A 24,726-nucleotide genomic window follows, 5' to 3' on the forward strand; every position below is an offset into this window, starting at 1 on the left:
CCGCGCTGCGGCCCGCGCGGACCAGGACCCGGTGGCCGCCCTCGCCGACGCCGAGGCCGCGCTCGCCTCGGACGCGCTCGACGCGGCGGCGCGGCCCGCCCTCCTCGCCCTCGCCGCCCGCTGCGCCGAGATCGTTGGCGATCCTGGCGCCGCGCGTCGCCACCTCTCCGCGCACGCCGCCCTCGTGCCCGACGACGACGCGTCCCTCGCGCGGCTCGCCCGGCTCGAGCGCGAGGCGGGGGCCACCGCGGAGCTCGCCCGCACCCTCGCGCGCCGCGTCCCGCTCGCGACGGGCGCCGACGCGGTCACCGTCCGCCTCGACCTCTCCGACGTCCTCGCGTCCGAGGATCCCGCCCGCGCGGCGTTCCTCGCGCGGGAGGCGCTCGCGCGCGATCCCGGCTCGCTGCGCGCGCTCCGTGCGCTGGCGGAGCCCCCCCGCGCGGAGCACCTGCCGCCCGCGGAGCGCGCCGCCCTGCTCGAGCGGCTCGTCTCGCACGCCGGGCTCGCGACGTCCGACCGCGGCCCCCTGCTCTCCGCGCGCGCGGCCCTCCTCGCCGCGGCGGGCGAGGCGACCGCCGCGCTCGCCGCGCTCCGCGACGCCGCTGCCCTCGGACCGCTCGACGACGCGGCGCTCGAGCTGCGCGCCGCGCTCGCCGCCCAGGCAGGGGCGCCCGCCGAGGCGGCGCAGGCGCTGCTCGCCCGCGCGGCGGTGGCCCGCGATCGCGACGAGCCCGGCGCGGCGGACCGCCTCGTCGAGGCGGGCCTCGCCGCCCTCGCGGCGGGCGTCGCAGGTGGCGAGGAGGCGCTGCGCGAGGCGATGGCGCGCCGGCCGGGCCGCGAGTCCGCGCGCGCGGCGCTGGAGGCGCTCGCGCAGCTCGCGCGCGAGCGGGGCGACGCGGCCTCCGAGCAGGAGACGCTCGCCGCGCTCGTGCCGCTCTTGCCCACCGGGGCCCGGCCCGCGGCGCTGCTGCGCCACTCCGCCCTCGCGACCGCCGCGGGGGACCTCGCGCTCGGACGGGCGAGCGCGGAGGAGGCGCGGGCGCTCGCGCCGCGGGATCCTGCCGCGATCGAGGCCTGCCGCGAGGCCGCCGAGCTCGCGGGGGACCTCGCCACCGTCGCGGAGCTCCTGCAGGAGCTCGCCCACGCCGAGCCCGAGCTCGCCGGGCTGCGGCTCCTCGCCCGCGCGCGCATCCTCGCCTCGATCGACGACGCGCAGGGCGCGGACCGCGCCTTCGCCGCCGCGCTCGCCGCGCTCCCGCCGGAGCGGACCCTCGCGGAGGAGCACGCGCGGCTCCGCCGGCGCTCGGCCCTGCCCGGCGCTTCCGCGCCGCTCGAGGCGTTCGCGCGGCGCGCGTCCCCCGCGGAGGCCGCGGACGCGCTCCGCGCCGCGGCCGCGCTGGCGCTCTCGGCGGGAGAGCCCGGCGCGGCCCTCCGCTGCGCCCGGGGCGCTCACGCGCTCGCCGGCGACGACCTCGCGTTCGCAGGTCCGCTCCTCGTGCGCCTGCTGTACCTCGGCGGATCGGTCACCGAGACGCTCGCCCTCGGCGCCCGCCTGCTCCGGGCGGAGCTCGCAGGGATCGACCCGGGCGAGGCCGTGGCGCTGTGCGACGAGCTCGCCGAGCTCGCCGCCGACGCGGGTGAGCCCGAGCTCGCGCTCGCCGCGCTCGACCGGGTCCTCGCGCTGCGGCCGGGCGACGTCTCCGCCGCGCGGCGCCGGCTCGCCGTGGATCCGGACAGGCGGCGCGCCGTGCTCGCCCTCGCCGTGGCGGCCGGCGCCTGCCGCTCGGAGCGGACCCGCGCGCTCGCGCTCGCCGACGCGGCGGCCGCAGCGCTCGACGAGGCCGGCGATCCCGAGCTCGGCGCCAGCCTCTTCGCGCGCGCCGCGGAGGCGGCGGCTCGCGCGCCCGCGGTCGCGGCGGAGGTCGCGCGGCGCCGGGTGGACGCGCTCCGCGGCACGGCGTCCGGCGACGGCCTCGTGGACGCCCTCATCGACGCGGCGGAGACCGCCCGCCAGGCCGGCGCCGCCACCGAGGCGGCGGCGCTCCTCGAGGAGGCCATCCCCCGCGCCCGGGAGGCCGGACGCCTCGCCGACGCGGCGAGGGCGCTCCACGGGCTCGAGCGGCTCTCTGTCGAGGGCGGCGATCCCGCCGGCGCTGCGGCGTACGCGCGGGAGGTGGCCGCGGTGCTCCTCGAGGCGGACGACCCCGACGGCGCCGCCGTCGCGCTGCGCCGCGCGGCCGCCCGTCACCCCGCGTCCGCCGAGGAGGGGCTGCCGCTCCTGCTCGAGGCGCTCCGCGGTCGGCCCCGGGAGCGCGCCCAGCTCCTCCTCGCGCGGGCGAGCGCCGCCGCCGAGGCTGCCCGCGCCGCCCTCCTCATCGAGGCCGCCGCCGACCTCGAGGCCGGCGGGGACGTCGCGCGCGCCGCCGAGGCGCGCCGCGCGGCGTTCGGGGCCAGCCCCGCCGACGACACCGCCTTCGCCGCGGCGCTCGCCGACGCCGCGGACGACCTCGAGCGACGCGACGCCGTGCTCTCCGCGCGGGCCGCCGCCGTGCCGGGCGAGGCCGGCGCCTGCCACCGGGCCCGGGGTGACGCGCTCGCCGCCGCCGGCGCGATCGAGCACGCGATCGCCGCCTACGACGAGGCGCTCGCCGCCACCCCCGGCGACACCGGCGCGCTCGCTGCCCTCGCCGGCTGCGTCGCGGCCGCGCGCGGCGACCGCGCCGCCGCCGAGCTGGACCTGCGCGTGGTCGTGCGGGCCGAGGTCGCGGGCGACGTCCCCGCCGAGGACGAGGCGCCCGCGCGCTTCCGGCTCGGGCTCGCCGCGGTCGCCGACGGCCGCGCCGACGATGGCATCCCCCACCTCGAGCGGGCCCTCTCGCTCGCGCCCTCCGATCCGCGCGCGGAAGCGGCCTGGGCCGCCGTCGCGGGCGGGCACGCTCGAGCGGAGGTCTTCGGCGCGCCGGACCCGCTCGCCGACGCGAGCGGCACCACCGCCGAGGCGGGCGCGGAGGCGCTCGGTGACCCGGCCAGGTGGCTCGCCGACGTCGTGGACGCGCTCCCGCCGTTCGAGCTCGACCTCGCCGTCGCGACCGAGGCCGCCGTCCCTAGCCTGAGCCCGACGACGATTTCGCTCGAGACCGAGATCCCGACGGCGACCGCTCCCGAGACGCCGGCAGGCGCCGGCTGGGAGGAGCTCGGGTTCCCGACCCCGATTCCGACTGCGACCGCGACCGGGACCCCGACCGCAACCGCGACTCCGACTCCGACTCCGACTCCGACTGCGACCGAGACCGAGACCGAGACCGAGACCGCGACCCCGACCCCGACCCCGACCGCGACCGCGACCCCGACCGCGACCCCGACCCCGACGGAAACGGCTCCCGGCACCGGCTGGGAGGATCTCGCGTTCGAGTCGGAAGCGCTCGAGCCGCGGCTGCCCGCCGCGAGCGAGGAACCCGAGCTTCCCGAGCTCGCGCACGACCTCGCGAGCGCGGCCGCGCTCGCCGCCCTCGCGACGGACGCCGCCCCTGCGTCCGCGGACGGCGCAGCCTCCGCCGCGGCGGTGGCGGAGCCCGCTCCCGCCCCCGAGCCGGGCGCGGCCCCCGAGGCCGTCGCCGCGCAGGGCCCTGCTGCCGCCGCGGAGGCCGCTCCTCCCGTCGAATCCGCTCCCGCCGAGGAGCCCGCCTTCGCGCCCGGCGACTACGACCCGCGCGGCGCGGCCCGCGCGTGCGTCGAGCGCGCGCTCGCGACCGACGATCCTGCCGACCGCGCCGCCGCGCTCCTCGCCGCGGGCGGCCTCCTCGCGCGCGCCGGCGCGCCCGCGGACGAGGTGCGCTCGCTGCTCGACGTCGCCTGCGAGACGGATCCCGACTCCGCGGGCGTCTTCCAGGCGCGTGCGCGGATCGAGGCGACGCTCGGGGACCCCATCGCGGCGGCCCGTGCGCTCCTCTCCGCGTCGATCCGCGCCGAGGGGGACGAGGCCGCCGCCGCGGCGCTCGACGCGGCGCGGATGTTCGAGGAGGCCGGGGCGCGCGGCGACGCGTCGCGCGCGTACCGCGCCGCGGTCCTCGCCCACCCCGGCTCCCCGCCTGCCCGCCTCGCGCTGGCGGACGCAGCGCTCGCCTCCGGCGACACGGGCGGCGCGGCCGAGCACCTCCGCGCGATCGATCCTTCGGCCGTGCCGGAGGCCGAGCGCACCGAGCACGCGCGCCACCTCGCCCACGCGCTCGAGCGCGCCGGGCTCGCGGACGAGGCCGCTCGAACCTGGCGCGAGGTGCTCGCGAAGGAGCCCGGCGACTCCGAGGCGTTCGATCGGGCCGAGGCGCTCGCGGTCGAGGCGAAGGTGGGAAGGGCCATGAGGCCGGCCGCGGCCGCGAGCTCGAACCCGACCTCGAGCGCTACGCCGCCGTCCCCGACCGCGGGGGCGACGGCGGCCGCCGCGACCGCGACCTCGACCTCGACCTCGACTTCGACTTCGGCCGCGAGCGCGAGCGCGGACCCCGACCCCTCCGATCCCGCCGCCCTCGGCCGTGCCCTCATGGCCGCGGGCGAGCTCGACCGGGCGCGGACCCTGCTCTTCGGAGCGTTCGAGGCGGACCCTGCCGACCTCACCCTCGCGCGCGATCTGTCGCGCGTCGCGGAAAAGCTCGGGCGCTTCGACGAGTACGTCGAGCTCGGCGAGGTGTGCGCGGACGCGATCGCCGCCTACGATCCGCTCGCCGCCTCGGCGCGCTACCGCCACTTCGCGGACGTGCTGCGCGGACGGCTCGGCTCGCCGGAGCGCGCCGCCGTGATGCTCGAGAAGGCCCTCGCCCTCGTCCCGGACGACGCCGACACCCGCCGCGCGCTGGTCGCGCTGCTCGACGGCCGTCCCGACTCCGCACCGCGCGCCCTCGAGGCCTGGCTCGAGATCGCCCGCTCGGAACCCTCCGACGAAGGCGCGCTTCGCCAGGTGGCCTCGCTCTCGAGCGCGGCCGCGCAGGCCGGCCCCGCGCCCGAGCGCGCGCGCCTCGGGGAGCGCGCGCGGCTCGCCGCGTCGCTCGCCGCGTTCGCCGCCGGAACCGGCGACGCGGCCCGCGACGCCACGCCTGCCGCTGCACCCCGCCTCGCGCCCGTCACGCCCGGGCTGCGCGAGCGCATCGCCGCCCCGGGCGCGACCGGCCCGCTCGCGCGGCTCCTCGCGCTGCTCACCCCGTACCTCGAGCCGCTCTTCCCTGCGGACCTCGCCCGCCACGGCGTCACGACCGCAGACCGGCTCGTCGGACCGCGCGGTCCCGCGGTCCGGGCCGCGCTCGACGCGGCGCGCGGCGCGCTGCACGGGCGCCCGTTCGCGGCGTTCCTCGCCGGCGCGCCCGGCGCGGGGATCGCGCTCGAGAACACGCAGCCGCCCTCGGTCATCGTGGCCGCCGGCGCCGAAAGGCTCGCGCCCGCCGCGCTCGCGTTCGCGGCGGCGCGCGCCGTGGATCTCCTCGGCCACGGCTGGGCGCTCGCGGGGAAGTTCGCGCCGCGCGACGTCGGGATCCTGCTCGAGCTCGCGTGCCGGTTCTCGGGCGGCTCCCCGCCCTCGCAGGGGCTCCCGCCGGAGCGGGCGGGCGCGTTCCTCGCCGCGCTCGAGCTCTCCGTCCCCCCGTCGGTCCGCGAGGACGCCCGAAAGCTCGCGCGCGACGCCTCCGGCGAGCTCGCGGCGACGGATCCCCGCGCGCTCGCCGCTGCCCTCCGTCGCACCGCGAACCGCGTCGCGCTCCTGCGCTGCGGCGACCCGGGCGCCGCGCTCCACGCGCTGCTCCTCGCCGACCGCAGGCTCGTGGAGAGCCCGCCCGCGCCCGCGCGGGCGCTCGCGCTTGCCGACCTGCGCGACGTCGCCCTCTTCGCCCTCTCCGATCCGTTCCTCGAGCTGCGCCTCGCGGCGCTGGGATGACCCGCGTGGTCCGCACGAGCTTCGCCGTCCTCGCCGCCCTCGCCGGCCTGGTCCTCGCCTGCTCGGACACGGGCGAGAGCACCTGCCCGGGCGAGCCGGTGGGCAGCTTCCGCCTCGAGGTCTCCCTCCCCGACGGCGCGCCGGAGTCCGCCTGCACCGCCGTCCCGCCCGTCACGGACCCGCCCACGCGGATCGTGGCGAGCTTCCAGGCGAAGCTCACCGCCGAGCCGGCGGCCGCGGGCTCCTGGCCGGCGGCGCTGTGCCCCGGCGGGCGCGGCGCGACGTACTACGGCTCGCGCGCCGCGGACGGGACGTACACGCTCGAGGCGAGCTCCGGCCTCGCGGTGCTCGACCGGTGCGGCCCGAACTGCTCGGTGTCGGCCGTGGAGCACGTCACCGGGACCGTCGCGGGCGAGGGCGCCGCGGCGACGTTCACCGGCACGCTCGAGGAGCGCTTCGAGTACCTCGCCGGGAACTGCGGCTCCTGTGCGCTGCCGTGCGCGGCCACCTACGCGCTCACGTCGGCCCCATCCCCCTGAGCCGGGCGCGCGACGCGCGGACACCGAAGGTGCTCGCGAATCGGGGGCCGTCGCTTAGAATCCCGGCCCTCATGACGAAGACGAAGCGCGCGGTGGTGCTCCTCTCCGGCGGCCTCGACTCGACGACCTGCCTCGCGGTCGCGCGGCGCGACGGCTTCGAGGCGCACTGCCTCTCGGTGGACTACGGCCAGCGGCACAAGGGCGAGCTCGCCCGCGCCCGGCGGCTCGCCCGCGTCCTCGGGGCGGCCGATCACCGGGTCGTCAAGGTGGACCTCTCGGCCTTCGGCGGCTCGGCGCTGACGGATCCCGCGATCGCGGTGCCCAAGCGGCGGAGAGAGCGCCGCGGGGCGCCCGAGATCCCGGTCACCTACGTCCCGGCGAGGAACACCGTGCTCCTCGCGCTCGCGCTCGCGCACGCCGAGACGATCGGCGCGGAGGACGTCTTCGTCGGCGTGAACGCCATCGACTACTCCGGCTACCCGGACTGCCGGCCGGCGTTCCTGCGGGCGTTCGAGCGCCTGGCGAAGGTGGCGACGAAGGCGGGCGTGGAGGGACGGCCGCTGAGAATCCACGCGCCCCTGCTCCGGCTCACGAAGGCGGGCATCGTGAAGCTCGGGACCTCGCTCGGAGTTCCCTACCGGCTCACCCTCTCGTGCTACGACCCCGTCCGCGGACGAGCCTGTGGCGCGTGTGATGCCTGCGTCCTGCGCCGGAAGGGGTTTGACGAGGCGGGTGTTACCGACCCAACTCTCTACATCGACGAGTGACAGGAGAACGGATGCCGCAGATCACGAGGAAGTACCCGGGCAAGAGCGCGGGCGAGATCTACGAGAAGGTCGACGAGGTGATGGAGCGCATCGCCCAGAAGCTCTCGCTCGACTACCAGAAGGACGGCGGATCGAAGACGGGCAAGGTCGCCAAGATGGGCGTCTCTGGCGCGTACCAGGTGCGCGACGGGGAGGTCACCGTCGAGCTCAAGTTCCCGATGCTGATCCCCGGCTCGATGCGCCAGAAGGTCCAGGAAGACATCGAGAAGAAGCTCGACGGGCTCTTCCCGTAGGTTCTCGTCGCGGGTGCCTCGCGCGCTGGATCACTCGAGCGGAACGACGATGGCCCCCGACCGCTCGTTCATCCGCTCCACGGCCGCGTAGATGGCCTGGAGGGGCGAGTCGCCGACGCCCGTCACGGCGCGGGGGGCCTCGCCCCTGCGGCGCTTCGCGGAGGGGCCGGGGACGATACGGGCGCTCGCCCGCCCCTTCAGCGCGTCGGGCCAGAGCCGGACCTGCATCCCCGCGCGGTAGAGCGCGAGCATCACCCGGCCCATCTCGGAAGCGACGCGTTCCTCGGCGTAGGTCATGGCGGAGTCCGGGCGCGACCGGTCCGTTCGACGGCGGGGCATGCCGCGATCCTGCCGGAACCGGTCGGAGTCGGCGCATCCTAGCCGGGGGGCCTGACCCCGCCCAATTTCCGGCTGCGCACGATATCGGCGCTGCGGCGGACGTCCTTCCGCCCGCGAGTCGTACGGGGGCCAGGGCGGTGCACCCGCTACTTCGACGGGGAGCTCCGGCCCGGGCGCGCCTCGCGCGGATCACGATCCCGGCGGCATGGCATGCGCTCGCCCGGTCGGCTGACCAGCAGCCCGCCCGGCGAGCGTGGCTTGAAAGAGCACGGGCGCGCCGCCACCTTCCCTTCGAATGTACGCGCGCTGGGCGAGCTTCGCGGTGGGCCTCGCGCTCATGCTGGCGCCGCTCGTGCTCGGGTACGGCGCGGTCGGGCCGATCCTGCACGACGTGGCGATGGGCCTGCTCGTGTGCATCGCCACGGTCGCCGCCCTGGAGTGGCCGCGCGCCCGCTTCGCGCTCGGCGTGCCCGCGCTCTGGCTCGTCTACGCGGCGCGTGGCGGCTCGGATCGCGCCGCCTCCGCCGCCGAGCTCTCGGCGGCCGCGCTCCTGCTCCTCCTCGCGCTCGTCCCGAGCGCGCGGCTCGTGCAGCGGGCCCCGTCGCCGCCCGGCCGCGCCGGCGCGCGGGCGTGAGCGAGCGGCCGGCGCGCGGAATTGGTACAACGGCGGCGCGTGCGCACGCCCCCGACGCCGATCGAGGCCGCCCTCGCCGCGCTCGCGCCGCTCGCGCCAGAGGCGCAGCTCGCGGCGGCGCTCGCGCGGCTCGGCGGGGCGCGCGGCGGTCCGCTCGCGGGGTTCCCGGTGGTCGCCCGCGCCGAGGCAGACGAGGCAGCCGGCGGCCCCGGCGGCGCCCTCGACGGCGCGCTCCTCGAGGCGATCTGCGCGCGCGCCCTGGCGGGAGCGCGCGGAGCGGTGTTCACCCCCGCCCCGGAGGCGCGTCTCCTCGCGGCGTTCGGGCTCGCTCACGCCGCCGCCCGGCGCGGCGGCCCCCGGCCCGCCGAGGCGCTCGCCGCGCTCCTCGCCGCGGCGCCCTCCCCGGACCTCGCCGGCGCCCTCGACGGCCTCGCCGTGCTCGACCCCGCGTGTGGCGGCGGGGCGCTCCTCTGCGCCGCGGAGCGGCTCGCGCGCGCCGTCGGGGCCCGGCTCCTCCTCCGCGGCCTCGACCTCGCGCCGCTCGCCATCGAGGCGACGCGCGGGCGGCTCGCGCTCCTCGGCGCGCGCGCCGAGCTCCGCGCGCGCGACGCGCTCTCCGCGGACGGCTGGCCCGCCGCCGACCTCGTCCTCGCGAACCCGCCCTTCCTGCGCCACGAGTCCCTCCCCTCGCGGGAGAAGGCGCGCGCTGCCCGCGCGAGCGGCCTCTCGCGCCAGGCCGACCTGTCCGCCCACTTCGCCGCCGTGGCGCTCCGGCGCGCGCCGGTCGCCGCGCTCGTGTGGCCGCGCGCGCTCGACACCTCCCGCTCGGCCGCGCCGCTCCTCGCGGACGCCCGCACCCGGGGCGGCTTCGTCCTCCGGCTGCGCTCGCGCGCCGCCGGGAGCTTCGCGGCGTCGGTGGACACGCTCCTGTCCGTCTGGTCCGAGGGCGCCGGCGACGCGCGGCCCGCGGAGGCGACGGTACCGCTCGCGGCGCTCGCCCCCGCGGAGCTCGCGGCGCTCGCGCGGGGGAGCTCCTCGCCGCGGCTCCGGCTGGCACCGCGGACGCGGGCGGCGCCCGCGGGCGCGCGCACGCTCGCCGACGTGTGCGACGTCCGCTTCGGCACGAAGTCCGGCTGCAACGCGTTCTTCCAGCTCAGGCCGCTCGGCGGCGGCCGGTTCGAGTCGCCGCTCCTCGGCGAGGTCGCGCTCGCGCCCTCGGACGTGGTTCCGCTCCTCGCGTCGCTCAAGGAGGCGCGGGCGCCGGAGCGCGCCGACCCGGGCCGGGTGCTCTTCCGCCCGCTCGAGCCGTCCCGCGCGGCGCGCGCGTACCTGCGGCGCGGTGAGGCCGCGGGCGTCCACCTCCGCCCCACCTGCGCCGGGCGCGCCCCCTGGTGGCGGCTCGTGCCGGGCCGCGGACCCGCGCCCGTGCTCTACCCCGCCAAGGTGGCCGCGCGCGCGTTCGCGTTCCTGAACGCGGAGGGGCTGTGGGAGGACAAGAAGTGGCACGCGCTCTTCCCGCGCGAGCTCCCGCCCTGGCAGGTGGCGCTCGTCCTCGGCGCGACGCCGGTGCGGCTCGCGATCGACGCGGGCGCGCGGCAGCTCACCGGCGCGCAGGCCATCGCCGACGTCGACTGCCGCGTCCTCGCCGCGGCCCCCTTCCCCGCGCCGGCGGCGCTCGCGGCGGTCGAGGCGGAGCTCGCGTCGGTCCGCGCGGCGCTCGCCGTGGCGCCGGTCACGACCGACGTGCGGGCCATGCTCGCGCGGCCGGCGCAGCGGGAGCTCGACGCGATCGTGGGGCGGGCCCTCGGGCTCGAGCGGGCGGCGGTCGAGCGCGCCCGGCGCGAGCTCGCCCTGCGCGTGGAGCGGCGGCTCGCGCACGCGGAGGCGACCCGCAGGGTCATCGGCGCGTGAGCGCGGGAGGGGCTCGGCGCGCGGCCGGCCTCGGAGGAGCGTTCAGCGCCCGGCGGGTCCGCCCTCGGCGGGCCCGCTCGCGGCGGGGAGCTCGTCGCCCTCGGGAGCGCGGGCGACCGACTCCCGCGCGACGCACTCGGAGCAGGTACCGATGAGCTCGTGGTGGTGGCTCTCGAGCCGGAACCCGTAGCGCGTCGCCACCTCCCGCTGGAGGATCTCGAAGGCCTCGAACTCGAACTCGACCACCTTGCCGCACCGCCCGCAGCGCAGGTGGTCGTGGTGGTGGCGGCCGAAGGTCGTCTCGTAGCTGCGCGTCTCCCCGGCGAGGATGGCGGGCTCCAAAATGCCCGCCTCCGCGAGGAGCGGGAGCGTACGGTAGACCGTCGCCTTCGAGCCGCGGATGCCTCGCTGCTTCAGGTCCGCGATGAGCTCGTCGATCGGGTAGTGCCCCTCGCGCGCGAGCGCGGCCTCGACGATGGCGGCGCGGGCCTCCGTGAGGCGGAGGTCCTTCCCCGCGAGAAATCGCTCGAACCGGTCCAGCGCGTCCTGGACCCGTGCGTCCACGCCCTCCGTGCGACCCGGTCTCACGGCCCGTACGCTAGCGAGCGACCGACTCTCGTGTCAACGCACGTCCCCGGAAATGCCGGCGCCCTGCCGGGCGTTCTCCCCGCGCCTGGCGCCCCGCACGCTGTCCATGCGTCCGCCCTTCCGGTAAGAGAGAGCCTCCGTGACTGCCATCGTCAGGGCCGCCGCCGCGACCCTCGCCGTCCTCCTCTCCGCTCCCTCCGCCGCAGAGCCCCCTTCGCAGCGCGACCTCCAGGCCGCGCTCGACAGCATCGTCCAGGGCAGCGCCCTCGCCGGGGCCCGCGCGGGCGTGCTCGTCGCCGACGTGACGTCGGGTGACGTGCTCTACGCCCGCGAGGCGGACGTGCTCCTCAACCCCGCCTCGAACGTGAAGCTCGTCACCTCCGCCGCCGCGCTCGCGCGGCTCGGGCCGGGCTATCGCTTCGCGACCGAGTTCCTGGTGGACGCCCCCTCCGCTCGCTCGCCGCAGGTGCGCACCCTCTACGTCCGCGGCCGCGGAGACCCCACGCTCGTCACCGAGCGGCTCTGGGCGATCGCGGGCGAGCTCGCGCACCTCGGCATCCGCAGGGTCGGCGACGTCGTGCTCGACGACGGCTGGTTCGACGCCGAGCGGTACGGCCCTGGCTACGACCAGGAGGAGGGGGACCGGTCCTACCTCGCGCCCACCGGCGCGCTCTCGCTCAACTGGAACGCCGTCGCGGTCTACGTCGGTCCGGGCGCCGGCCGAGGCCAGAAGGGCCGCGTGGAGCTCGAGCCGCAGAGCCCGTTCTTCGAGGTGGTGAACCGCACCCGGACCGTCGGGCCCCGCGGCCGGCGCCACGTGACCGTCGAGTCCTCGCTCGCCGGCGGCAGGCAGCGGATCGTGATCTCCGGGCCCGTGCCCGCCGGCAGCCGCGTGCAGCCGGTGTGGCGGAGGGTGGACGATCCGCCGCGCTACCTCGGCCACACGCTGGCGCGGCTGCTCGAGCTGCGCGGCGTGAAGGTCATGGGCGCCATCCACACCGGCGCGGTGCCGCGCGGCGCGAAGCTCGTCCACGTCGCCACCTCGGACACGCTCGCGGAGATCGTCCGCAGGCTCAACAAGAACTCGAACAACTTCGTCGCCGAGCAGCTCGTGAAGACGCTCGGCGCGGAGGCGAAGGGGGCGCCCGGCTCCTGGCCGAAGGGGATCGAGGCGGTGGGGGAGTTCCTCGCCACGCTCGGCGTCCCGCGCGGCGCCTACGTGATGAAGAACGGCTCCGGGCTGAACGACACGAACCGCTTCAGCGCGAGGCAGCTCGTGACCCTGCTCCGCGCGATGTGGGGGCGCTTCCCGCTCCAGGCGGAGTACGTGACGTCGCTGCCGGTCGCGGGCCGCGACGGGACGATCCGCTGGCGCATGGACGGCACCGCCGCGGACGGCCACCTCCGCGCGAAGACCGGCACGCTCGAGAACGTGACGAGCCTCTCCGGCTACGTCGAGACCGCCGGGCGGCGGACGCTCGCCTTCGCCGTCATCGTGAACGACTACCCCGGCCGCCACGCGGGCGTCGTCCGCGCGGTGGACGCGCTCGGCACCGCCATCGCCGCGAGCGGCGGGACGCGCGAGGGGCTCGAGGCCGCGGTGGCGCTCGCGAACGCGCCGGAGGGGACCGCCGTCCCGGTGGCGACGCCCGCCGATCTCGCCGTCGCGGTCCGCACCTACTACGGCCTCGGACGCGCCGCCGACCCGCGCAACGTCTCGTTCCTCCGCACCGCGCTGCGCACCGAGAGCGACCCCGCCCTCCGGCTCGCGGTCGCCGAGAGCATCTACCTCTCCGAGCCGGACGGCGAGACGGCCCGGCGCGCCTTCCTCGACGCCGCGACCTCGGACCCCCAGGCGCTCGGGCGGCTCCTCGCCGCGCTCGGGCCCGACGAGCCCGTGCCGGTGCTCCCGTCGCTCGGGGATCTCGCCGCCGAGGGCGAGGCCGACGCGCTCGCGCGGCTCCTCGAGCTCGCGCCGGCGGCGGTGAGCGACGCCCGGCTCGGGGCCGCGCTCGCCGAGGTCATGGGGGCCGTGGCGTCGAGCGCGCCCGAGGAGATCCTCACGGCGCTGCGGGCCGCCCCCGCGCCGCTCCAGGAGGCGACGATCTCGGTCCTCGCGCGCGGGCTCGCCGCCGCAGAGGAAGGGGAGCGGCCGTTCCGCGAGGCGCTGCGCGCGGCGGGCGAGAAGCCGGGGGACGCGGGCGCGTTCGCGCGGGCGCTGGAGCCGCGCCTCGAGGCGGCGCTCCAGGCCGGCGCCGCCGTCCGCGCGGCGCCCGCCCTCCTGCCCGCCTCCACGGCCCCGGCCACGCCGCGAAGGTGAGGCCGCAGGCCCGCGCGCCGATCCCGGGGGCGACGTCAGAGCGCCCTGCTAGACCTACCTGCACGGCGTGCGACGCACGGTGCGCGGCCCGCCGAGTTCGACGAAGCCGGCCCACGAGCCGGCCTCACGACGCCGGCGGACATACCGCCGATTTCAGACGCCGGCGGACAAGCCGTCGGCCACGCGGAAAAGGAGAGCGGCGCCATGGTGAACAGGGTAATCCTCGTCGGGAATCTCGGGAAGGATCCCGAGGTCCGGTACACGTCCGGCGGCCAGGCGGTCGCGAACCTCCGCATCGCCACCTCCCGCTCCTGGACCGACAAGCAGTCCGGCCAGAAGAAGGAGGAGACGGAGTGGCACGACGTCGAGGTCTGGGGGAAGCAGGCCGAGCAGTGCGGTGAGTACCTGGCGAAGGGCCGCCAGGTCTACGTCGAGGGCCGCCTCAAGACCGACAAGTGGCAGGACAAGGCGTCCGGCCAGGAGCGCTACAAGGTGAAGGTCGTCGCCGAGACGGTCCGCTTCCTCGGCGGCGGCGCCGGCGGCGGCCGCGGCGGCGGGACGGGCGGCGGCGCGCGCGGCGGCGGTCACGGTCCCGACGAGCTCACGCCTCCCGGCGGCTTCGAGGACGACGGCGGCCACGGCGGCGGTGGCGGCGGCGGTGGGCCGGACGACATTCCGTTCTAGTCGGAACCCGAGCGAGAGGGTTCGAGGAGACGGCGGAGACCTCAGGGTCTTCGCCGTTTTCGCTTCAGGGGTCCCGTCGCGCAGGTGGACACGGATCCCGGGGCGCGCGCCCACTCCCCGCTACGCGTCCTTGAGGAGTGTCTCTCCCTTCACGAACCAGGAGACCCCGAACGCCCAGAGCGCGAGGGACTCCAGCCAGAACACGGGCTTCAGCTGCTGGACGGGAGTCTCGTCGAGCGCGAGCTTGTACAGGCCGATGAGGCCGATGCACGCGAGCATCACCACGCCGCACGCGCGATAGACGGCGTTGCGCGCCCGCTTCATGCGCGTCGGCGTGCCGCTCGTCTTCGTGAACAGGAAGAGCGAGAAGTAGGCGAGCACGAGGAAGAGCAGGCTGGCCGAGGCGAAGTGGGCGACCTGCTCGAGGCGCGTCCCCGTGTTCGGGAAGAGGGCGGTGCCGATCGCGAAGACGCAGGCAAGGTCGCCCGCGACGTCGTCCCGCTTCTCGTAGCCTCGATAGGTGAAGAGGAACCAGGCGATGGTGAAGAGCGTGCCGACGAAGACGTCCCGCGTCCGCAGGCCGTAGTAGTCGCTGATCGACGGCAGGACGCGGAAGACGCCGAGGATCGAGAAGCCCCAGAGCGCGATCACGACGGGGAGGGACACGCCCAGCACGCCAACGACCCGGCGCAGGGTCAGGTACGAGACGATGACGGGCTGATGCGGGTCGGGAGCCGGGGCCATCGGTGAGACGATTGTGACTGAACGCTCGGTCGCAGTCACCCGTGCCATCCGGGCTTCCCCTTCACCGGAGGTCAGCGCTCTTCGAAGCAAACGTCCCGCAACGGAGGTCTTGCGCCCTCCGGGCGCACGCCGATGAGTGCCGCCCCTGACGCGCACCGCGCTCGTGGTGATCGACGCGCAGAAGCATGTTCGCTGTCCGCGGGAGCCTGAGCGCGGAGTAGACTGCGGGTCGAGTATTCGACTCATCGCGGAGGGGGGAAGCGCATGGCGCAGCAGAGTCCTCGTGTCGTCGCGACCCTCATCTGGGCGGCGCTTCTCGCGGGCCCGACGGTGTTTCTCGGCGTCGCGCTCTTCCTCGTCGTGTCGCTACGCGGTGGGGCCGGGCTCGGTGCACCGCTCGCCGAGCCGGCGCTGATCGGGGGCTCGCTCGTCCTCTCCGTGGTCACCGTGGCTCTGTCGTGGCTCTGGGCCGTCCGGATGAGGATCGCGCGGCCTGCGCAAGGCGCCGTCGCCCAGCGGGGCGCGGCCGCCGCCTTTCCGCCGGGACCCGAGGCGGACGCGGTCGCGCGGCTCGTCGTGGCGTGCGCCCTCTGCGAGGGCGGTGCACTCGCCGCGGTCATCGTGTTCCTGCTGACCGGGAACACGCTCGCGCTCGCGCCGTATGCGCTCTCCTGGCTCGCCCTCGCGGCGCACTTCCCCGGAGACCGCCACTGGGCTCAGCTCAGCGGCCTGCCCGCCGGCGCGGCGCGGAGCCCGATGATCCGCGGCTGAGCCGCGGCAGGGCGAGTGAGGAGCCAGTCGATGACGTGCACCGCACTCCTGGTGATCGACGTGCAGAAGGGGATCTTCACCGGCAAGCGGCCCTCGCCGCGCTGGCCGGAGATCCTGGAGCGCATCGGCGCGCTCGCCGCGCGCGCCGCCGCGGCCGGCCTCCCGGTCATCTACGTGCAGCACGACGGCGGGCCGGGTCACCGGCTGGAGGTGGGCAGCGAGGGCTGGCAGCTCGACCCGGTGCTGGCTCGCACGCCCCCGTCGGCGGTGTGCCGCAAGACCGCCTGCGACGCGTTCTTCGGGACGGCCCTGCAGGCGGAGCTCGATCGCCGCGGGGTGAAGCGGCTCCTCGTCGCCGGCTGCATGAGCCAGTTCTGCGTCGACACCACCTGCCGTCGCGCCGTGTCGCTGGGCTATGACGTGGTCCTGGTCGGCGACGCCCACGCCACCGCGGACAGCGGCGCGCTCAGCGCGGACCAGATCATCGCCCACCACAACGACACGCTCGACGGGTTCGACGCCGGCAGCGCCGCGGTGACGGTGAGGTCCGCGGCGGGGCTGCCGCTGGAGGGCTGGGCCGGCGAGTAGAGCCCCCGAGAAAGACCGCTGCGAGATCTCTCGCTCACGCCGGGCCGCGGGCGTCCGCAGTGACGCGCAGCCCACCGAGCTCGACCCGGACGCCGCGCCCCGTCGCGCGCGCCCTGGCGTTCACGTGCTCGGCCGCCGCGAGGTCCTCGATCGCGAGCCCCAGCGACTTGAACACCGTGATCTCGCCGGCAGAGGTCCGGCCGGGGACGCGCCCGAGGAGCACGTCGCCCAGCTCGCCACGCAGGTGATCGGGCGTGATGGCCCGCTCCGCGAGCGGGATGAGGTACTCGCCGGCCTCGTGCTGGGCCGACTCGCGGCGATCCACGAAGAGGCGCGCGCGCCGCACCGCCTCGGTGTCCAGCTCGCGCGCGGTCGGGAGCGCGGTCCCGACCGCGTTCACGTGCACGCCCGGAGAGAGCCAAGCGCCCGCGAGGACGGGCGTCCGCGAGGAGGTGACGGTGCACACGAGGTCGGCGCCCGCCACGGCCTCGCGCGCGTCCGGCACCGGCTCGATGGCGAGCCCGTGCCGGGCGCCCTCGCGTGTCGCGAAGCGGCGGGCGTGCTCGACGTCGCGGCTCCAGACGCGCACCCGCCGCAGGCGCCGCACGAGCTTCATCGCCTCCAGATGGCTGGAGGCCTGCACTCCGGACCCGAGGAGCGCGAGATCGCCGGCGTCCGGCCGCGCGAGCACGCGGGTCGCCACCGCGCTCACCGCTGCGGTGCGGATGGCGGTGACCGCGCTGCCGTCCAGGATCGCGCGCAGGCTGCCGTGGCGCGCCTCGAAGAGGAGCACCGCGCCTTGGTGCGAGTCGAACGCGGTGCCCTCGTTCTCCTGCATCACGGCGACGACCTTCAGCCCGAACGCGCCCGCGGCATGGTGAAGACCGGGCATGACCGCGAGCAGCCCGCGGCCGTCAGGGAAGGCCAGCATCGACCGCACGGGCACATGCGCCTCACCTCGCGACAGCGCGCCGAGTGCCTCGGCCATGACCTCGATGCACTCCTGCATCGGCAGGAGCGCCGTCACGTCCTGCTGCGACAGGATCAGGACCTCGTGAGGATCCACCTCGAACCTCCGGGGGCGAGAGGCTCTCCACGTGCGAGTCCTTAGCGCGCCGCGGCCCCGGCGCACGCGTCTCGTCGGCGGGGATGCGCGCCGTGTACGCGCTCGACCTGAGGCAATACAGCGGCCGCCCTGGATCTCGCGGGCGGTTGCCGGCGAGCGACGTAGTAACATCCGGCCGAGCCAACGGTCGGCGCGGCCTCCGATCCCCCATGAGTCCAGGTCCGAAGAGCCGGCGAAACGCCTCCCACTGACGAACACCGCGTTGACGAGCCGCCACGCCGAGCCGCTGCTGGATCACGCCGACGCCCTCCTCTCCGTCGGGCGCCACGCCGAGGCGGAGCGCCTCGCACGCGACGCGCTCGGGGCGGCGCCGGAGAGCGAACGCGGTCACGGGCTGCTGGCCCGTGCACTCGGTGGCCAGGGCCGATTCGATGAGGGCGTGGCGGCCGTCGAGGCCGGTCTCTCGCTCCATCCGACGTCGGAGTGGCTCCATCGGGTTCGCGCGCTCGCGCTCTGGCAGGCAGGGCGCCACGAGGCCGCGCTCGCGGCAGCTGGCGCGGCCCTTCGGCTCGACCCTCGATCGCCCGGGGGGCACCACGTACGTTCCATGGCGCTCCTTGCGCTGCGACGGATCCGGGAGGCGCGAGCCGCTGCGGAGGAGGCGGTGATGCTCGCTCCGGAGGTGCACGAGTACCGTGCCCACCTGGGCGACACCTGGTTGAAGGAGTCCCCCGCGACGGCGGAGGCACACTACCGGGCCAGCCTGACCCTCGACCCCGAGCGGCCGCTCACGCTCAACAATCTCGGCGTGGCGCTGATGAAGCTCCGCCGACTCGACGAGGCGGCCCAGGCCTTCAAGGCGGCGCTGGCCATCGACCCGGGCCTGCGGCAGGCGAAGCTGAACGCGTTCGCCGTCTCCAACCCGGTCATGCGATCACGCTGGGTCGCCTGGCTCGGGCTCGCGGTCGGCGTGGGGGTTGCCGGACTCACCTGGCATCGCCTCCACTCGAACAGCGAGGCCAGCTGGACGCTCTGGGGCGCGGTGGGACTCGCGGCGACTTACCTCGTCGCGATGAGCTGGGTCGTGCGCTCGGGGTTGCGGCGGCTGGCCGCCGTCGACCTCGAGACTCACGCGCTCCGCGGTCGAGTCGCGGCCGACCTGCGTGCGGATCGGATCGCTGGCGGACCGTGGACTCGCCGCCTCGGCGCCGGCCTCGCAGCGTTCGGGGCGCTGACGCTGGCGGCCAGCCTGGTGCTCGAGGTCATGGTGGTGCGGCAGTGGCTCGCCTTCCCTTCGGAGCCGCGGCGCACCTCGCTCGAGGAGGCGCGCCCGGGAGAATGGGTGGCGCTTCGCGATGCCGCGCTCCTCTGCGACTCCCGCCGGGAGGTTCGTGCCGGCACCTTCTATGCGGGCCTGAGCACCGGCGGGCGGCCGTTCCTGGCGAGCTACGCCGACCCGGTGGACTGCTCGGTCGCGCAGGCCGGTCTGCGGGGCGTTCTCATCGAGCTGGTGCCGCGGCTCGCGGCGACGCTGGACGACGCCGGCTTTCCGGTTCCAGCGGGCGATCCGCCGAGGCTCTGCACCGAATGCGGCCCCTCCGAGAGCCGGCTGTTCGTGGTCGTGCTGCTCGGCTTCGCGGCGATCGCGGCCTTCCTCCTGCGAGAGGGGCTGAAGCAGTGGCGCCGCGGGCGGGCCGCAAGCAGCGCGTGAGCGATCACGTCAGCGTCGATTCCGGAGCTCACTGCTCGAGCAGCCGCTTCAGGGCGTTCAGGTCGCGCTCCACCCAGCGCGCGTCCTCCGCGAGCCTCTCGTCGGACATGCCCTCCTGACGGAGGAGCGTGAAGACGACCTCGCTCCCGTCGCCGTTCTCGACCACTCGCATCGAGACGTGAACCCGCTCACCGGACGCCAGCACGACGTCGTGGTCCAGGACTCCGAGGTCGTTCCGCGGCGCGAACCTGACCTTCACCTTTCCCGCCGGGGCGTCCGCGATCCACTCTCCGTTCACGTGGGCGATCGTGCCCGCGAGCCCCGTGGCCCAGCGCGGCAGGTTCTCCGGGTTGGACGCGAACGCGTAGACCTCGCCCGGCGGGCGATCGATCGAGATGCTGACGTGCCGGACCTCGTGGAGGGTGCCCATCGGCGGTCCTTTCGCCGGGCTCCGCTCGCCGTAACCGCAGGAGGTGAGCCCCGCCAGCGAAACGGGGCGCGCCAAAGGACGAGCCGCGGCGCCGTCCGCGCGGGTTCCGCTCCTCGCCGGACCCCAACGTCGCGTCCGCGAGAGCGAGCGCTCCGCCGCGAACGATCGCCGCGCCCCGCTCTGCAAGCGCCTCTGGCGGGCACTCCCGCCCACACACGCACGTGAACGGAGCGTGGCGGGGTGCCGCCCCCACCTCCGCCGACCTCCCCGGCCGGCGGGTTGCGGACGAAGACTGTCCGCACCGACCTTGGGTTGGTAGGCTCCAGGCCCCTCCGCATGCCCCCGTCCATCGTCGAGAAATACGAGCAGATCCTCGCCGCAGATCCCCGGTCGCGCATCTTCGTCGAGCTCGCGAAGGCGCTCGTCGAGCGTGGCGAGGCGACGCGGGCGGCGGACGTCTGCCGCCGCGGCCTCGAGCACCACCCCTCGTCGATCCTCGGGCGCGTGGTCTGGGGTCGCGCGCTCCTCGAGACGGGCGAGCCGGCGGGCGCGCTCGCGCAGTTCGAGGCCGCCGTCGCGGTCGACGCGTCGAGCCCGTACGCCTTCAACCTCGTCGGCGAGGCGCTGCTCGCGAAGAAGCTCCACGCCGAGGCGCTGCCGTATCTCGAGCGCGCCCTCGAGCTCCAGCCGGCCGACACACGCGTGCGCGGCTGGGTGGAGCAGGCGCGGCGGCAGCTCGGGGTGACGCCGCCGTCGGCGCCCGCGCGCGCCGCCGCCGAGGACGATGACGAGACGACGGTCGCGCTCGGGATCTCGAGGAAGGCGCGGACCGCGACGCCGACCGCGACCGGGACGCCGACCGCGACCGCGAGCCCGACCGCGCCCGCGACCCCGAACCCGACCCCGACCTCGACCGCTACTGGTGGCGACGAGGCGGAGCCCGGCGCCGAGAGCTCGCGCCCTCCCCCGCCCGTCCTCTCGCGCGTCGCGCCCTCCGCACCGGGCCCGTCGAGCGACAGCGACGCAAGCCCCGGCACCCCGGCGGCGCCGCCCACCCCGCCCCCGCTGCGCGCCCCGCCGACGCCTCCGCCGCTCCGCGCCGATGCGGAGCGGTCCGTCCTCTACATGATCCCGGGCGAGTCCACCCGCGACGTCATCGGACCCTCCTCCGCCTCCCGGCCGAGCGCGCCGCGCGCGGCCGCGCCGGCTCCGAGCGCCGCCGAGGCCGACCGGCTCGCGCAGCAGTTCGCCGAGGAGCTGCGGCAGAAGCTCCTCGCGGAGACGCCCGTGGCGCCCGCGTCCCGGGTGCGGCTGAACCGCCGCGTCCTCGGCGCCGCGGCGCTCGTGCTCGCGATCGGCGCCGCCGCCGCCGTCTACCTCGTGGCGGACGCCCGCCGCGCCACGGCGCTCGCCGCGACCGCGGCGGTCCGCGCGCGCGCGGGCCTCGGCCGCGACACCCTCGGCTCGCTCGGCGAGGCCGCCCGGCTCCTGTCGGAGGCCCGCCGCGCCTCGGACGACCCGGAGCTCGTCTCGCTCTCCGCGCAGGTCGCGGCGGTGCTCGCCGCCGAGCACGGCGACGACGGGGCGCGCCGGCTCGCGGCGGAGCTCGCCCGGGATCCGCGCTCCGGCGACGGTGGCCGGGCGGCGGAGTACCTGCTCGCTGCGACGCCCGACGAGGTGAAGGCCGCCGAGGCCTCGCTCCTCGACGCCCACCCGTCGTCCCCCCCGCTCGTCCAGGCGCTCGCGGGGCGCGTGCTCGTGGGCCGCGGCGAGCTCGAGGCGGGCCGCGGACGGCTGGAGATCGCGGCGCGCTCGAACCCGCCGCTCCTCCGCGCGCTCGCGGACCTCGGCGACCTCGCGCTGCGCGAAGGCGACGCGGACCGCGCGCTCGCCCTCTACGGCGCCGCGCTCGGCGCCCACGCCACCCACCCGCGCTCGGTCGCCGGCGCCGCCGAGGCGCGCCTCGCGCTCGGCAGGGACCTGGACGTCGCCGCGCGCGAGCTCGCCGCCGTGGAGGCGGACCCCGGCAGCGCGCCGCCGCGCGACCTCCGCCTCCGCTTCCAGCTCGTCGCCGCCCGCGTCGAGGTCGCGCGGGGCGAGCCGGCCGCCGCCGCCGCGCGGCTCGCGCGCGCCAGCGAGACGCTCGGGGAGACCGCGCCGCTCGCCGCCGCGCTCGCCGAGGCGCACCTCGCGGCGCGCGCCTGGGATCGCGCCGAGGGCGCCGCCGCTCGCGCCGTGGAGCTGGAGCCGCGCGAGGTCTCGCACCGCCTCCTCCTCGCCCGCGCCCGCATCGGTCGCGGCAAGCCCGCCGAGGCGCTCGCCGCGCTCCAGGGCGTCGACGGCCGCCCCGTCCGCATCCAGCGCGCCATCGCCCGCCTGCGGCTCGGTCAGCCCGCGGCCGCCCGCACGGAGCTCGAGGCGACCGGGCGCGATGGCCGCATGCCGGCCGAGGCCGCGGTCTGGTACGCCCTCAGCGACGTCGCGCTGGGCCGGGCAGCGCGCGCCCGCGCGCTCCTCGAGAAGCTCGCCGCGACGCGCACGCCGCCGCCGCTCGTCCACGCCGCGCTCGGGCGTGCTCTCGAGGCGGAGGGCGACCTCGCCGCCGCGGAGCGCGCCTATCGCGAGGCGATCGAGCGCGAGCCGCGCGCCCCGGAGGGGCTCGCCGGGCTCGGCCGCGTGCTCGTCGCGCGCGGCGACGCGAAGGGCGCGCTCGAGCCGCTCCAGGACGCGGTGAAGCTCGACCCCGCCGATCTCGAGACGCGCCGCGCGCTCGGCCAGGCGCGGCTCGAAGCCGGGCTCGCCGGCACTGCCCGCGCCGAGCTCGACGCGGTGCTCCTCGCCCGCCCGAACGACGTCCCGGCGCTGACGCTCCTGTCGGCGGCCTGGCTCGCCGACGGCGAGCCCGCCGAGGCGCGCCGCGCCGCCGAGCGCGCCGTGGCGAGCGCTCCGCGGGACGCGCGGGCGCTCCTCGCCGCCGCCCGCGCCGCGCAGGCCAGCGGAGACGGCGCCGCCGCGAAGCCTTTCGCGGTGCGCGCGCTGAAGGCCGGCCTCGACGCCAAGGACGCCGCCGAGGCGAAGCGCATCGCGGCGTTCGACGGCAAGCAGGTCGCGATGAACGATCCCTCGCCGGCGCTGAAGCGGGTCGCGAGCGGCGGCTCGAAGAAGATCCCCGCCGCGGTCTCCAGGCCGGCGCGGAAGCGCTGACGGCGCTCCCCGAGGGCCGTCCCGGCGGCCCCTAGAGGCCCTTCGGCACCCACTCGCTGCCTTGCTTCACGTAGAGCCGCTTCACCGCCCCCCAGGCGACGCGGTGCGCGGTCGCCTCGTCCCCGCCGTATTCCTCCCACGCGTGGTTGAACGCCTCGCGGTAGATGTCCTGCGCATGGGGCGGGAGGTGCGCCCGCACGGATTGTGGAAGGTCCTCGTTCGCCGCGTAAGGCATGGACCGCCGCCTCTCGACGCCTCGCCCGCGCGTCGCACTCGCCTGGGGGCGGCCACCGGGCGGGAGTGCCCTGCCGCCGCCCTCGCCAGTCTACGGCGCGCTGCGGGCTCTCCGGATTGCCAGTCGAGGCGGCGCTCCCGAGCGCGCCGGCCGCGCAAGCCTTCGGGTTGCCCCGAGCGCGGCGTGCCCGTGCTACCGCCTCCACCGCCTCGACGAAGCTCAGTAGCTGGCCGCCGCGACGACGCCTTGACGGGCACGCGCTGACGACGCTATTACTGCGACCTGTGAGGTGCTAGTTGTCTTCCCTCTACGGAGCCGGTGCCGAGTACGCGCTGCACTCCCTGCTCGTCCTCGCGGCGCGCTCGGAGCCGGTCAGCGTGCGTGATCTCGCGCGCTTCCAGGATCTGCCGGAGCGTTTCCTCGCGAAGCTCTTCACGCGGCTCCAGAAAGCCGGCCTCGTCGAGGCGACCGAGGGCGTGCGCGGCGGGTTCGTGCTCGCCCGCCCGCCGGCGCGGATCTCCGTGCGGGACGTGCTCGAGGCCGTGGATCCCAGCCGGACGCTGTTCGAGTGCGCCGAGATCCGGCGCCATTGCGCGCTGTTCGGCGCGGAGCCGCCGGCCTGGAGCGTCTCCGGGATGTGCCGCATCCACCTGTTCATGAGGGAGGCGGAGGGCGCGCTCCAGGGCTTCCTCGCCTCCAAGACGATCGCGGACCTGAGCCACGAGTTCGAGCGAAAGGCGCCGGAGCCGTTCCTCCGGGACGCCGAGGCATGGTTCCAGAAGCGCAGGATCGGGCGGACAGCGGCCGAGAGTGGCCGGCGCCGGGCAGCCAAGCCCCGGCAGTCCTGAGCTCGATCTTCCCTGAGTGAACGTAGACAAGGAGAGCCTCGATGAACAAGTGCATCTTTCTCGCGGGAGCGTCCGGCGCGATCGGCCGGCGCCTCGCGCCCCTCCTCGTGGCGGACGGCTGGCGGGTGGTGGGCACCACACGATCCGCCGACAAGACGCCGCTCCTGCGCGCGATGGGCGTCGAGCCGGTGGTCGTGGACGTCTTCGACGCCGTCGCGCTCCGGGAGATCGTGGCTGACGCCCGGCCCGAGGTCGTCATCCACCAGCTCACGGACCTGCCGTACGCGCTCGAGACGAGCAGGATGAACGACGCCCTCGCGCGCAACGCGCGCCTGCGGGACGAGGGCACGCGCAACCTCGTCGCCGCCGCCGTAAGCGCCGGCGCCCGGAAGCTCGTCGCCCAGAGCATCGGGTTCATCTACGCCGAGGGCCCCACGCCGCACCGCGAGGAGGATCCGCTCCTGCCGGAGACGCACCCTTTGTACGGCGGGACGGTGACCGGCGTCCTCAGCCTCGAGCGGCAGGTGCTGGAGGCGCCGCTGGAAGGCGTCGTCCTGCGCTACGGGAAGTTCTACGGGCCCGGAACGGGCTTCGATGCGCCCAGCCCCGCGGGGCCGGTGCATGTGGACGCCGCCGCGAAGGCCGCCCAGCTCGCGATCACGAGAGCGCAGCCGGGCGTCTACAACGTCGCCGAGGCGGACGGCTACGTCCACATCGAAAAGGCCCTCCGCGTCCTCGGATGGGACCCGGGCTTTCGGATGGCATAGCGGACGCGGCGCGCCGCGTCCGTGTGCTGACAGCGACGAGCTCTCGCATTCTCCGTCCTCCGCTCGTCAACGTCTCCAGCGCCCCGCCTCGACGAAGCTGTAGTAGCCGCCCGCCGCGACGATCACGTGATCGCGCGCGAGCACGCCCACGAGCTCGGCCGCGGCCCGCAGGCGCTCGGTGAGGTCCGCGTCGTCCGGGCTCGGGGAGGGGTCGCCGGTTATGCGTAGCTACGCGTAACTGGAGTTATGCGGACTCCGGCGTTATGCGCAGCGGCCTCCGCGATCGCGCGCAGGCGTGAGATCCCGGCGGCGGTTCGTCCCCATAATCAGGCCGCCGCCGAGGTGGCGTCGTGAGCCGGCGACCTGCCCT

General features: G+C 76.6%; 20 protein-coding genes and 1 pseudogene. 14 read left to right on the top strand and 7 right to left on the bottom strand.

Features of this window, described 5'->3' with window-relative positions:
• The first annotated feature begins 31 nt into the window (after window positions 1-31).
• The 4 genes from MLV88_RS22160 to MLV88_RS22175 all read left to right on the top strand — a co-directional run bounded on the left by MLV88_RS22160 (window position 32) and on the right by MLV88_RS22175 (window position 7,516).
• Window positions 32-5,917 carry a tetratricopeptide repeat protein gene (locus tag MLV88_RS22160; RefSeq protein ID WP_243338696.1) on the top strand — a complete coding sequence of 1,962 codons (5,886 nt, stop codon included), beginning with the start codon at window positions 32-34 and terminating at the stop codon, window positions 5,915-5,917.
• A gap of 5 nt (window positions 5,918-5,922) precedes the next feature.
• Entirely contained in the window at window positions 5,923-6,456 is a 534-nt protein-coding gene (locus tag MLV88_RS22165; protein ID WP_242357074.1) for a hypothetical protein, read from the top strand.
• Between the two features lie 71 nt (window positions 6,457-6,527).
• Window positions 6,528-7,223, top strand: coding sequence for a 7-cyano-7-deazaguanine synthase QueC (gene queC, locus MLV88_RS22170; protein ID WP_242341549.1), 696 nt, complete (start codon window positions 6,528-6,530; stop codon window positions 7,221-7,223).
• Between the two features lie 11 nt (window positions 7,224-7,234).
• Window positions 7,235-7,516, top strand: a complete 282-nt coding sequence (locus MLV88_RS22175; protein ID WP_242341548.1) for a polyhydroxyalkanoic acid system family protein — start codon at window positions 7,235-7,237, stop codon at window positions 7,514-7,516.
• Window positions 7,517-7,546: 30 nt separating this feature from the next.
• Here MLV88_RS22175 and MLV88_RS22180 read toward each other — a convergent pair whose 3' ends face one another.
• Window positions 7,547-7,855, bottom strand: a complete 309-nt coding sequence (locus MLV88_RS22180; protein WP_242341547.1) for a hypothetical protein — start codon at window positions 7,853-7,855, stop codon at window positions 7,547-7,549.
• Between the two features lie 295 nt (window positions 7,856-8,150).
• On the opposite strand from MLV88_RS22180, the gene MLV88_RS22185 reads away from it, so the two are divergent.
• Complete coding sequence (locus MLV88_RS22185; RefSeq protein ID WP_243338697.1) at window positions 8,151-8,489, top strand: hypothetical protein; 339 nt, start codon at window positions 8,151-8,153, stop codon at window positions 8,487-8,489.
• Between the two features lie 39 nt (window positions 8,490-8,528).
• Entirely contained in the window at window positions 8,529-10,400 is a 1,872-nt protein-coding gene (locus MLV88_RS22190) for a class I SAM-dependent methyltransferase (RefSeq protein WP_243338699.1), read from the top strand.
• Between the two features lie 42 nt (window positions 10,401-10,442).
• Here MLV88_RS22190 and MLV88_RS22195 read toward each other — a convergent pair whose 3' ends face one another.
• Window positions 10,443-10,988, bottom strand: coding sequence for a Fur family transcriptional regulator (locus MLV88_RS22195; RefSeq protein WP_242341105.1), 546 nt, complete (start codon window positions 10,986-10,988; stop codon window positions 10,443-10,445).
• Window positions 10,989-11,127: 139 nt separating this feature from the next.
• On the opposite strand from MLV88_RS22195, the gene dacB reads away from it, so the two are divergent.
• On the top strand, window positions 11,128-13,308 hold the full coding sequence (gene dacB / locus MLV88_RS22200; RefSeq protein WP_243338701.1) for a D-alanyl-D-alanine carboxypeptidase/D-alanyl-D-alanine endopeptidase: 2,181 nt from the start codon (window positions 11,128-11,130) through the stop codon (window positions 13,306-13,308).
• 204 nt (window positions 13,309-13,512) lie between these two features.
• Window positions 13,513-13,992 carry a single-stranded DNA-binding protein gene (locus MLV88_RS22205; RefSeq protein ID WP_242341103.1) on the top strand — a complete coding sequence of 160 codons (480 nt, stop codon included), beginning with the start codon at window positions 13,513-13,515 and terminating at the stop codon, window positions 13,990-13,992.
• Window positions 13,993-14,112: 120 nt separating this feature from the next.
• Here MLV88_RS22205 and MLV88_RS22210 read toward each other — a convergent pair whose 3' ends face one another.
• Complete coding sequence (locus MLV88_RS22210) at window positions 14,113-14,736, bottom strand: hypothetical protein (protein WP_242372482.1); 624 nt, start codon at window positions 14,734-14,736, stop codon at window positions 14,113-14,115.
• Window positions 14,737-15,000: 264 nt separating this feature from the next.
• Here MLV88_RS22210 and MLV88_RS22215 point away from each other — a divergent pair, with 264 nt between their 5' ends.
• Both MLV88_RS22215 and MLV88_RS22220 read left to right on the top strand, forming a co-directional pair.
• Window positions 15,001-15,507 (top strand): hypothetical protein, encoded by a 507-nt coding sequence (locus MLV88_RS22215; protein ID WP_242341101.1) that lies wholly within the window; start codon window positions 15,001-15,003, stop codon window positions 15,505-15,507.
• Between the two features lie 30 nt (window positions 15,508-15,537).
• Complete coding sequence (locus tag MLV88_RS22220) at window positions 15,538-16,095, top strand: cysteine hydrolase family protein (RefSeq protein WP_242372484.1); 558 nt, start codon at window positions 15,538-15,540, stop codon at window positions 16,093-16,095.
• Between the two features lie 34 nt (window positions 16,096-16,129).
• On the opposite strand, the gene MLV88_RS22225 is transcribed toward MLV88_RS22220, so the two are convergent.
• The gene (locus MLV88_RS22225; RefSeq protein WP_242372487.1) at window positions 16,130-17,161 is read right to left on the bottom strand and encodes an ornithine cyclodeaminase family protein; all 1,032 of its coding nucleotides are present in this window, start codon (window positions 17,159-17,161) and stop codon (window positions 16,130-16,132) included.
• A 262-nt stretch (window positions 17,162-17,423) separates the two neighbouring features.
• On the opposite strand from MLV88_RS22225, the gene MLV88_RS22230 reads away from it, so the two are divergent.
• Entirely contained in the window at window positions 17,424-18,872 is a 1,449-nt protein-coding gene (locus MLV88_RS22230) for a tetratricopeptide repeat protein (RefSeq protein WP_243338704.1), read from the top strand.
• 28 nt (window positions 18,873-18,900) lie between these two features.
• Here the strand turns inward: MLV88_RS22230 and MLV88_RS22235 are convergent, their stop codons facing one another.
• Window positions 18,901-19,302 carry an SRPBCC family protein gene (locus MLV88_RS22235; RefSeq protein WP_243338705.1) on the bottom strand — a complete coding sequence of 134 codons (402 nt, stop codon included), beginning with the start codon at window positions 19,300-19,302 and terminating at the stop codon, window positions 18,901-18,903.
• A 336-nt stretch (window positions 19,303-19,638) separates the two neighbouring features.
• Here MLV88_RS22235 and MLV88_RS22240 point away from each other — a divergent pair, with 336 nt between their 5' ends.
• A complete protein-coding gene (locus tag MLV88_RS22240; RefSeq protein ID WP_243338706.1) occupies window positions 19,639-22,506 on the top strand; it encodes a tetratricopeptide repeat protein in 2,868 nt (955 codons plus the stop codon).
• A gap of 31 nt (window positions 22,507-22,537) precedes the next feature.
• Here MLV88_RS22240 and MLV88_RS22245 read toward each other — a convergent pair whose 3' ends face one another.
• Complete coding sequence (locus MLV88_RS22245) at window positions 22,538-22,741, bottom strand: ChaB family protein (protein WP_242356662.1); 204 nt, start codon at window positions 22,739-22,741, stop codon at window positions 22,538-22,540.
• Between the two features lie 296 nt (window positions 22,742-23,037).
• Here MLV88_RS22245 and MLV88_RS22250 point away from each other — a divergent pair, with 296 nt between their 5' ends.
• Both MLV88_RS22250 and MLV88_RS22255 read left to right on the top strand, forming a co-directional pair.
• On the top strand, window positions 23,038-23,589 hold the full coding sequence (locus tag MLV88_RS22250; protein WP_243338707.1) for an RrF2 family transcriptional regulator: 552 nt from the start codon (window positions 23,038-23,040) through the stop codon (window positions 23,587-23,589).
• A 41-nt stretch (window positions 23,590-23,630) separates the two neighbouring features.
• Window positions 23,631-24,356: an NAD-dependent epimerase/dehydratase family protein gene (locus MLV88_RS22255; protein WP_242340734.1), complete on the top strand. Its 726-nt coding sequence runs from the start codon at window positions 23,631-23,633 to the stop codon at window positions 24,354-24,356.
• Between the two features lie 66 nt (window positions 24,357-24,422).
• Here MLV88_RS22255 and MLV88_RS22260 read toward each other — a convergent pair.
• A pseudogene (locus MLV88_RS22260) lies at window positions 24,423-24,575 on the bottom strand (JAB domain-containing protein); the annotation flags it as partial.
• Window positions 24,576-24,726 lie beyond the last annotated feature (151 nt).

Source organism: Anaeromyxobacter soli (assembly GCF_022808855.1).
Lineage (GTDB): Bacteria > Myxococcota > Myxococcia > Myxococcales > Anaeromyxobacteraceae > Anaeromyxobacter > Anaeromyxobacter soli.

Excerpts from the sequence above, each read along its gene's own strand:
- MLV88_RS22255 (WP_242340734.1), top strand. The coding sequence starts at position 23,631 with ATGAACAAGTGCATCTTTCTCGCGGGAGCGTCCGGCGCGATCGGCCGG.
- MLV88_RS22180 (WP_242341547.1), bottom strand. The coding sequence starts at position 7,855 with ATGCCCCGCCGTCGAACGGACCGGTCGCGCCCGGACTCCGCCATGACC.
- MLV88_RS22185 (WP_243338697.1), top strand. The coding sequence starts at position 8,151 with ATGTACGCGCGCTGGGCGAGCTTCGCGGTGGGCCTCGCGCTCATGCTG.
- MLV88_RS22235 (WP_243338705.1), bottom strand. The coding sequence starts at position 19,302 with ATGGGCACCCTCCACGAGGTCCGGCACGTCAGCATCTCGATCGATCGC.
- queC (WP_242341549.1), top strand. The coding sequence starts at position 6,528 with ATGACGAAGACGAAGCGCGCGGTGGTGCTCCTCTCCGGCGGCCTCGAC.
- MLV88_RS22205 (WP_242341103.1), top strand. The coding sequence starts at position 13,513 with ATGGTGAACAGGGTAATCCTCGTCGGGAATCTCGGGAAGGATCCCGAG.
- MLV88_RS22240 (WP_243338706.1), top strand. The coding sequence starts at position 19,639 with ATGCCCCCGTCCATCGTCGAGAAATACGAGCAGATCCTCGCCGCAGAT.
- MLV88_RS22175 (WP_242341548.1), top strand. The coding sequence starts at position 7,235 with ATGCCGCAGATCACGAGGAAGTACCCGGGCAAGAGCGCGGGCGAGATC.
- MLV88_RS22245 (WP_242356662.1), bottom strand. The coding sequence starts at position 22,741 with ATGCCTTACGCGGCGAACGAGGACCTTCCACAATCCGTGCGGGCGCAC.
- MLV88_RS22220 (WP_242372484.1), top strand. The coding sequence starts at position 15,538 with ATGACGTGCACCGCACTCCTGGTGATCGACGTGCAGAAGGGGATCTTC.
- MLV88_RS22210 (WP_242372482.1), bottom strand. The coding sequence starts at position 14,736 with ATGGCCCCGGCTCCCGACCCGCATCAGCCCGTCATCGTCTCGTACCTG.
- MLV88_RS22215 (WP_242341101.1), top strand. The coding sequence starts at position 15,001 with ATGGCGCAGCAGAGTCCTCGTGTCGTCGCGACCCTCATCTGGGCGGCG.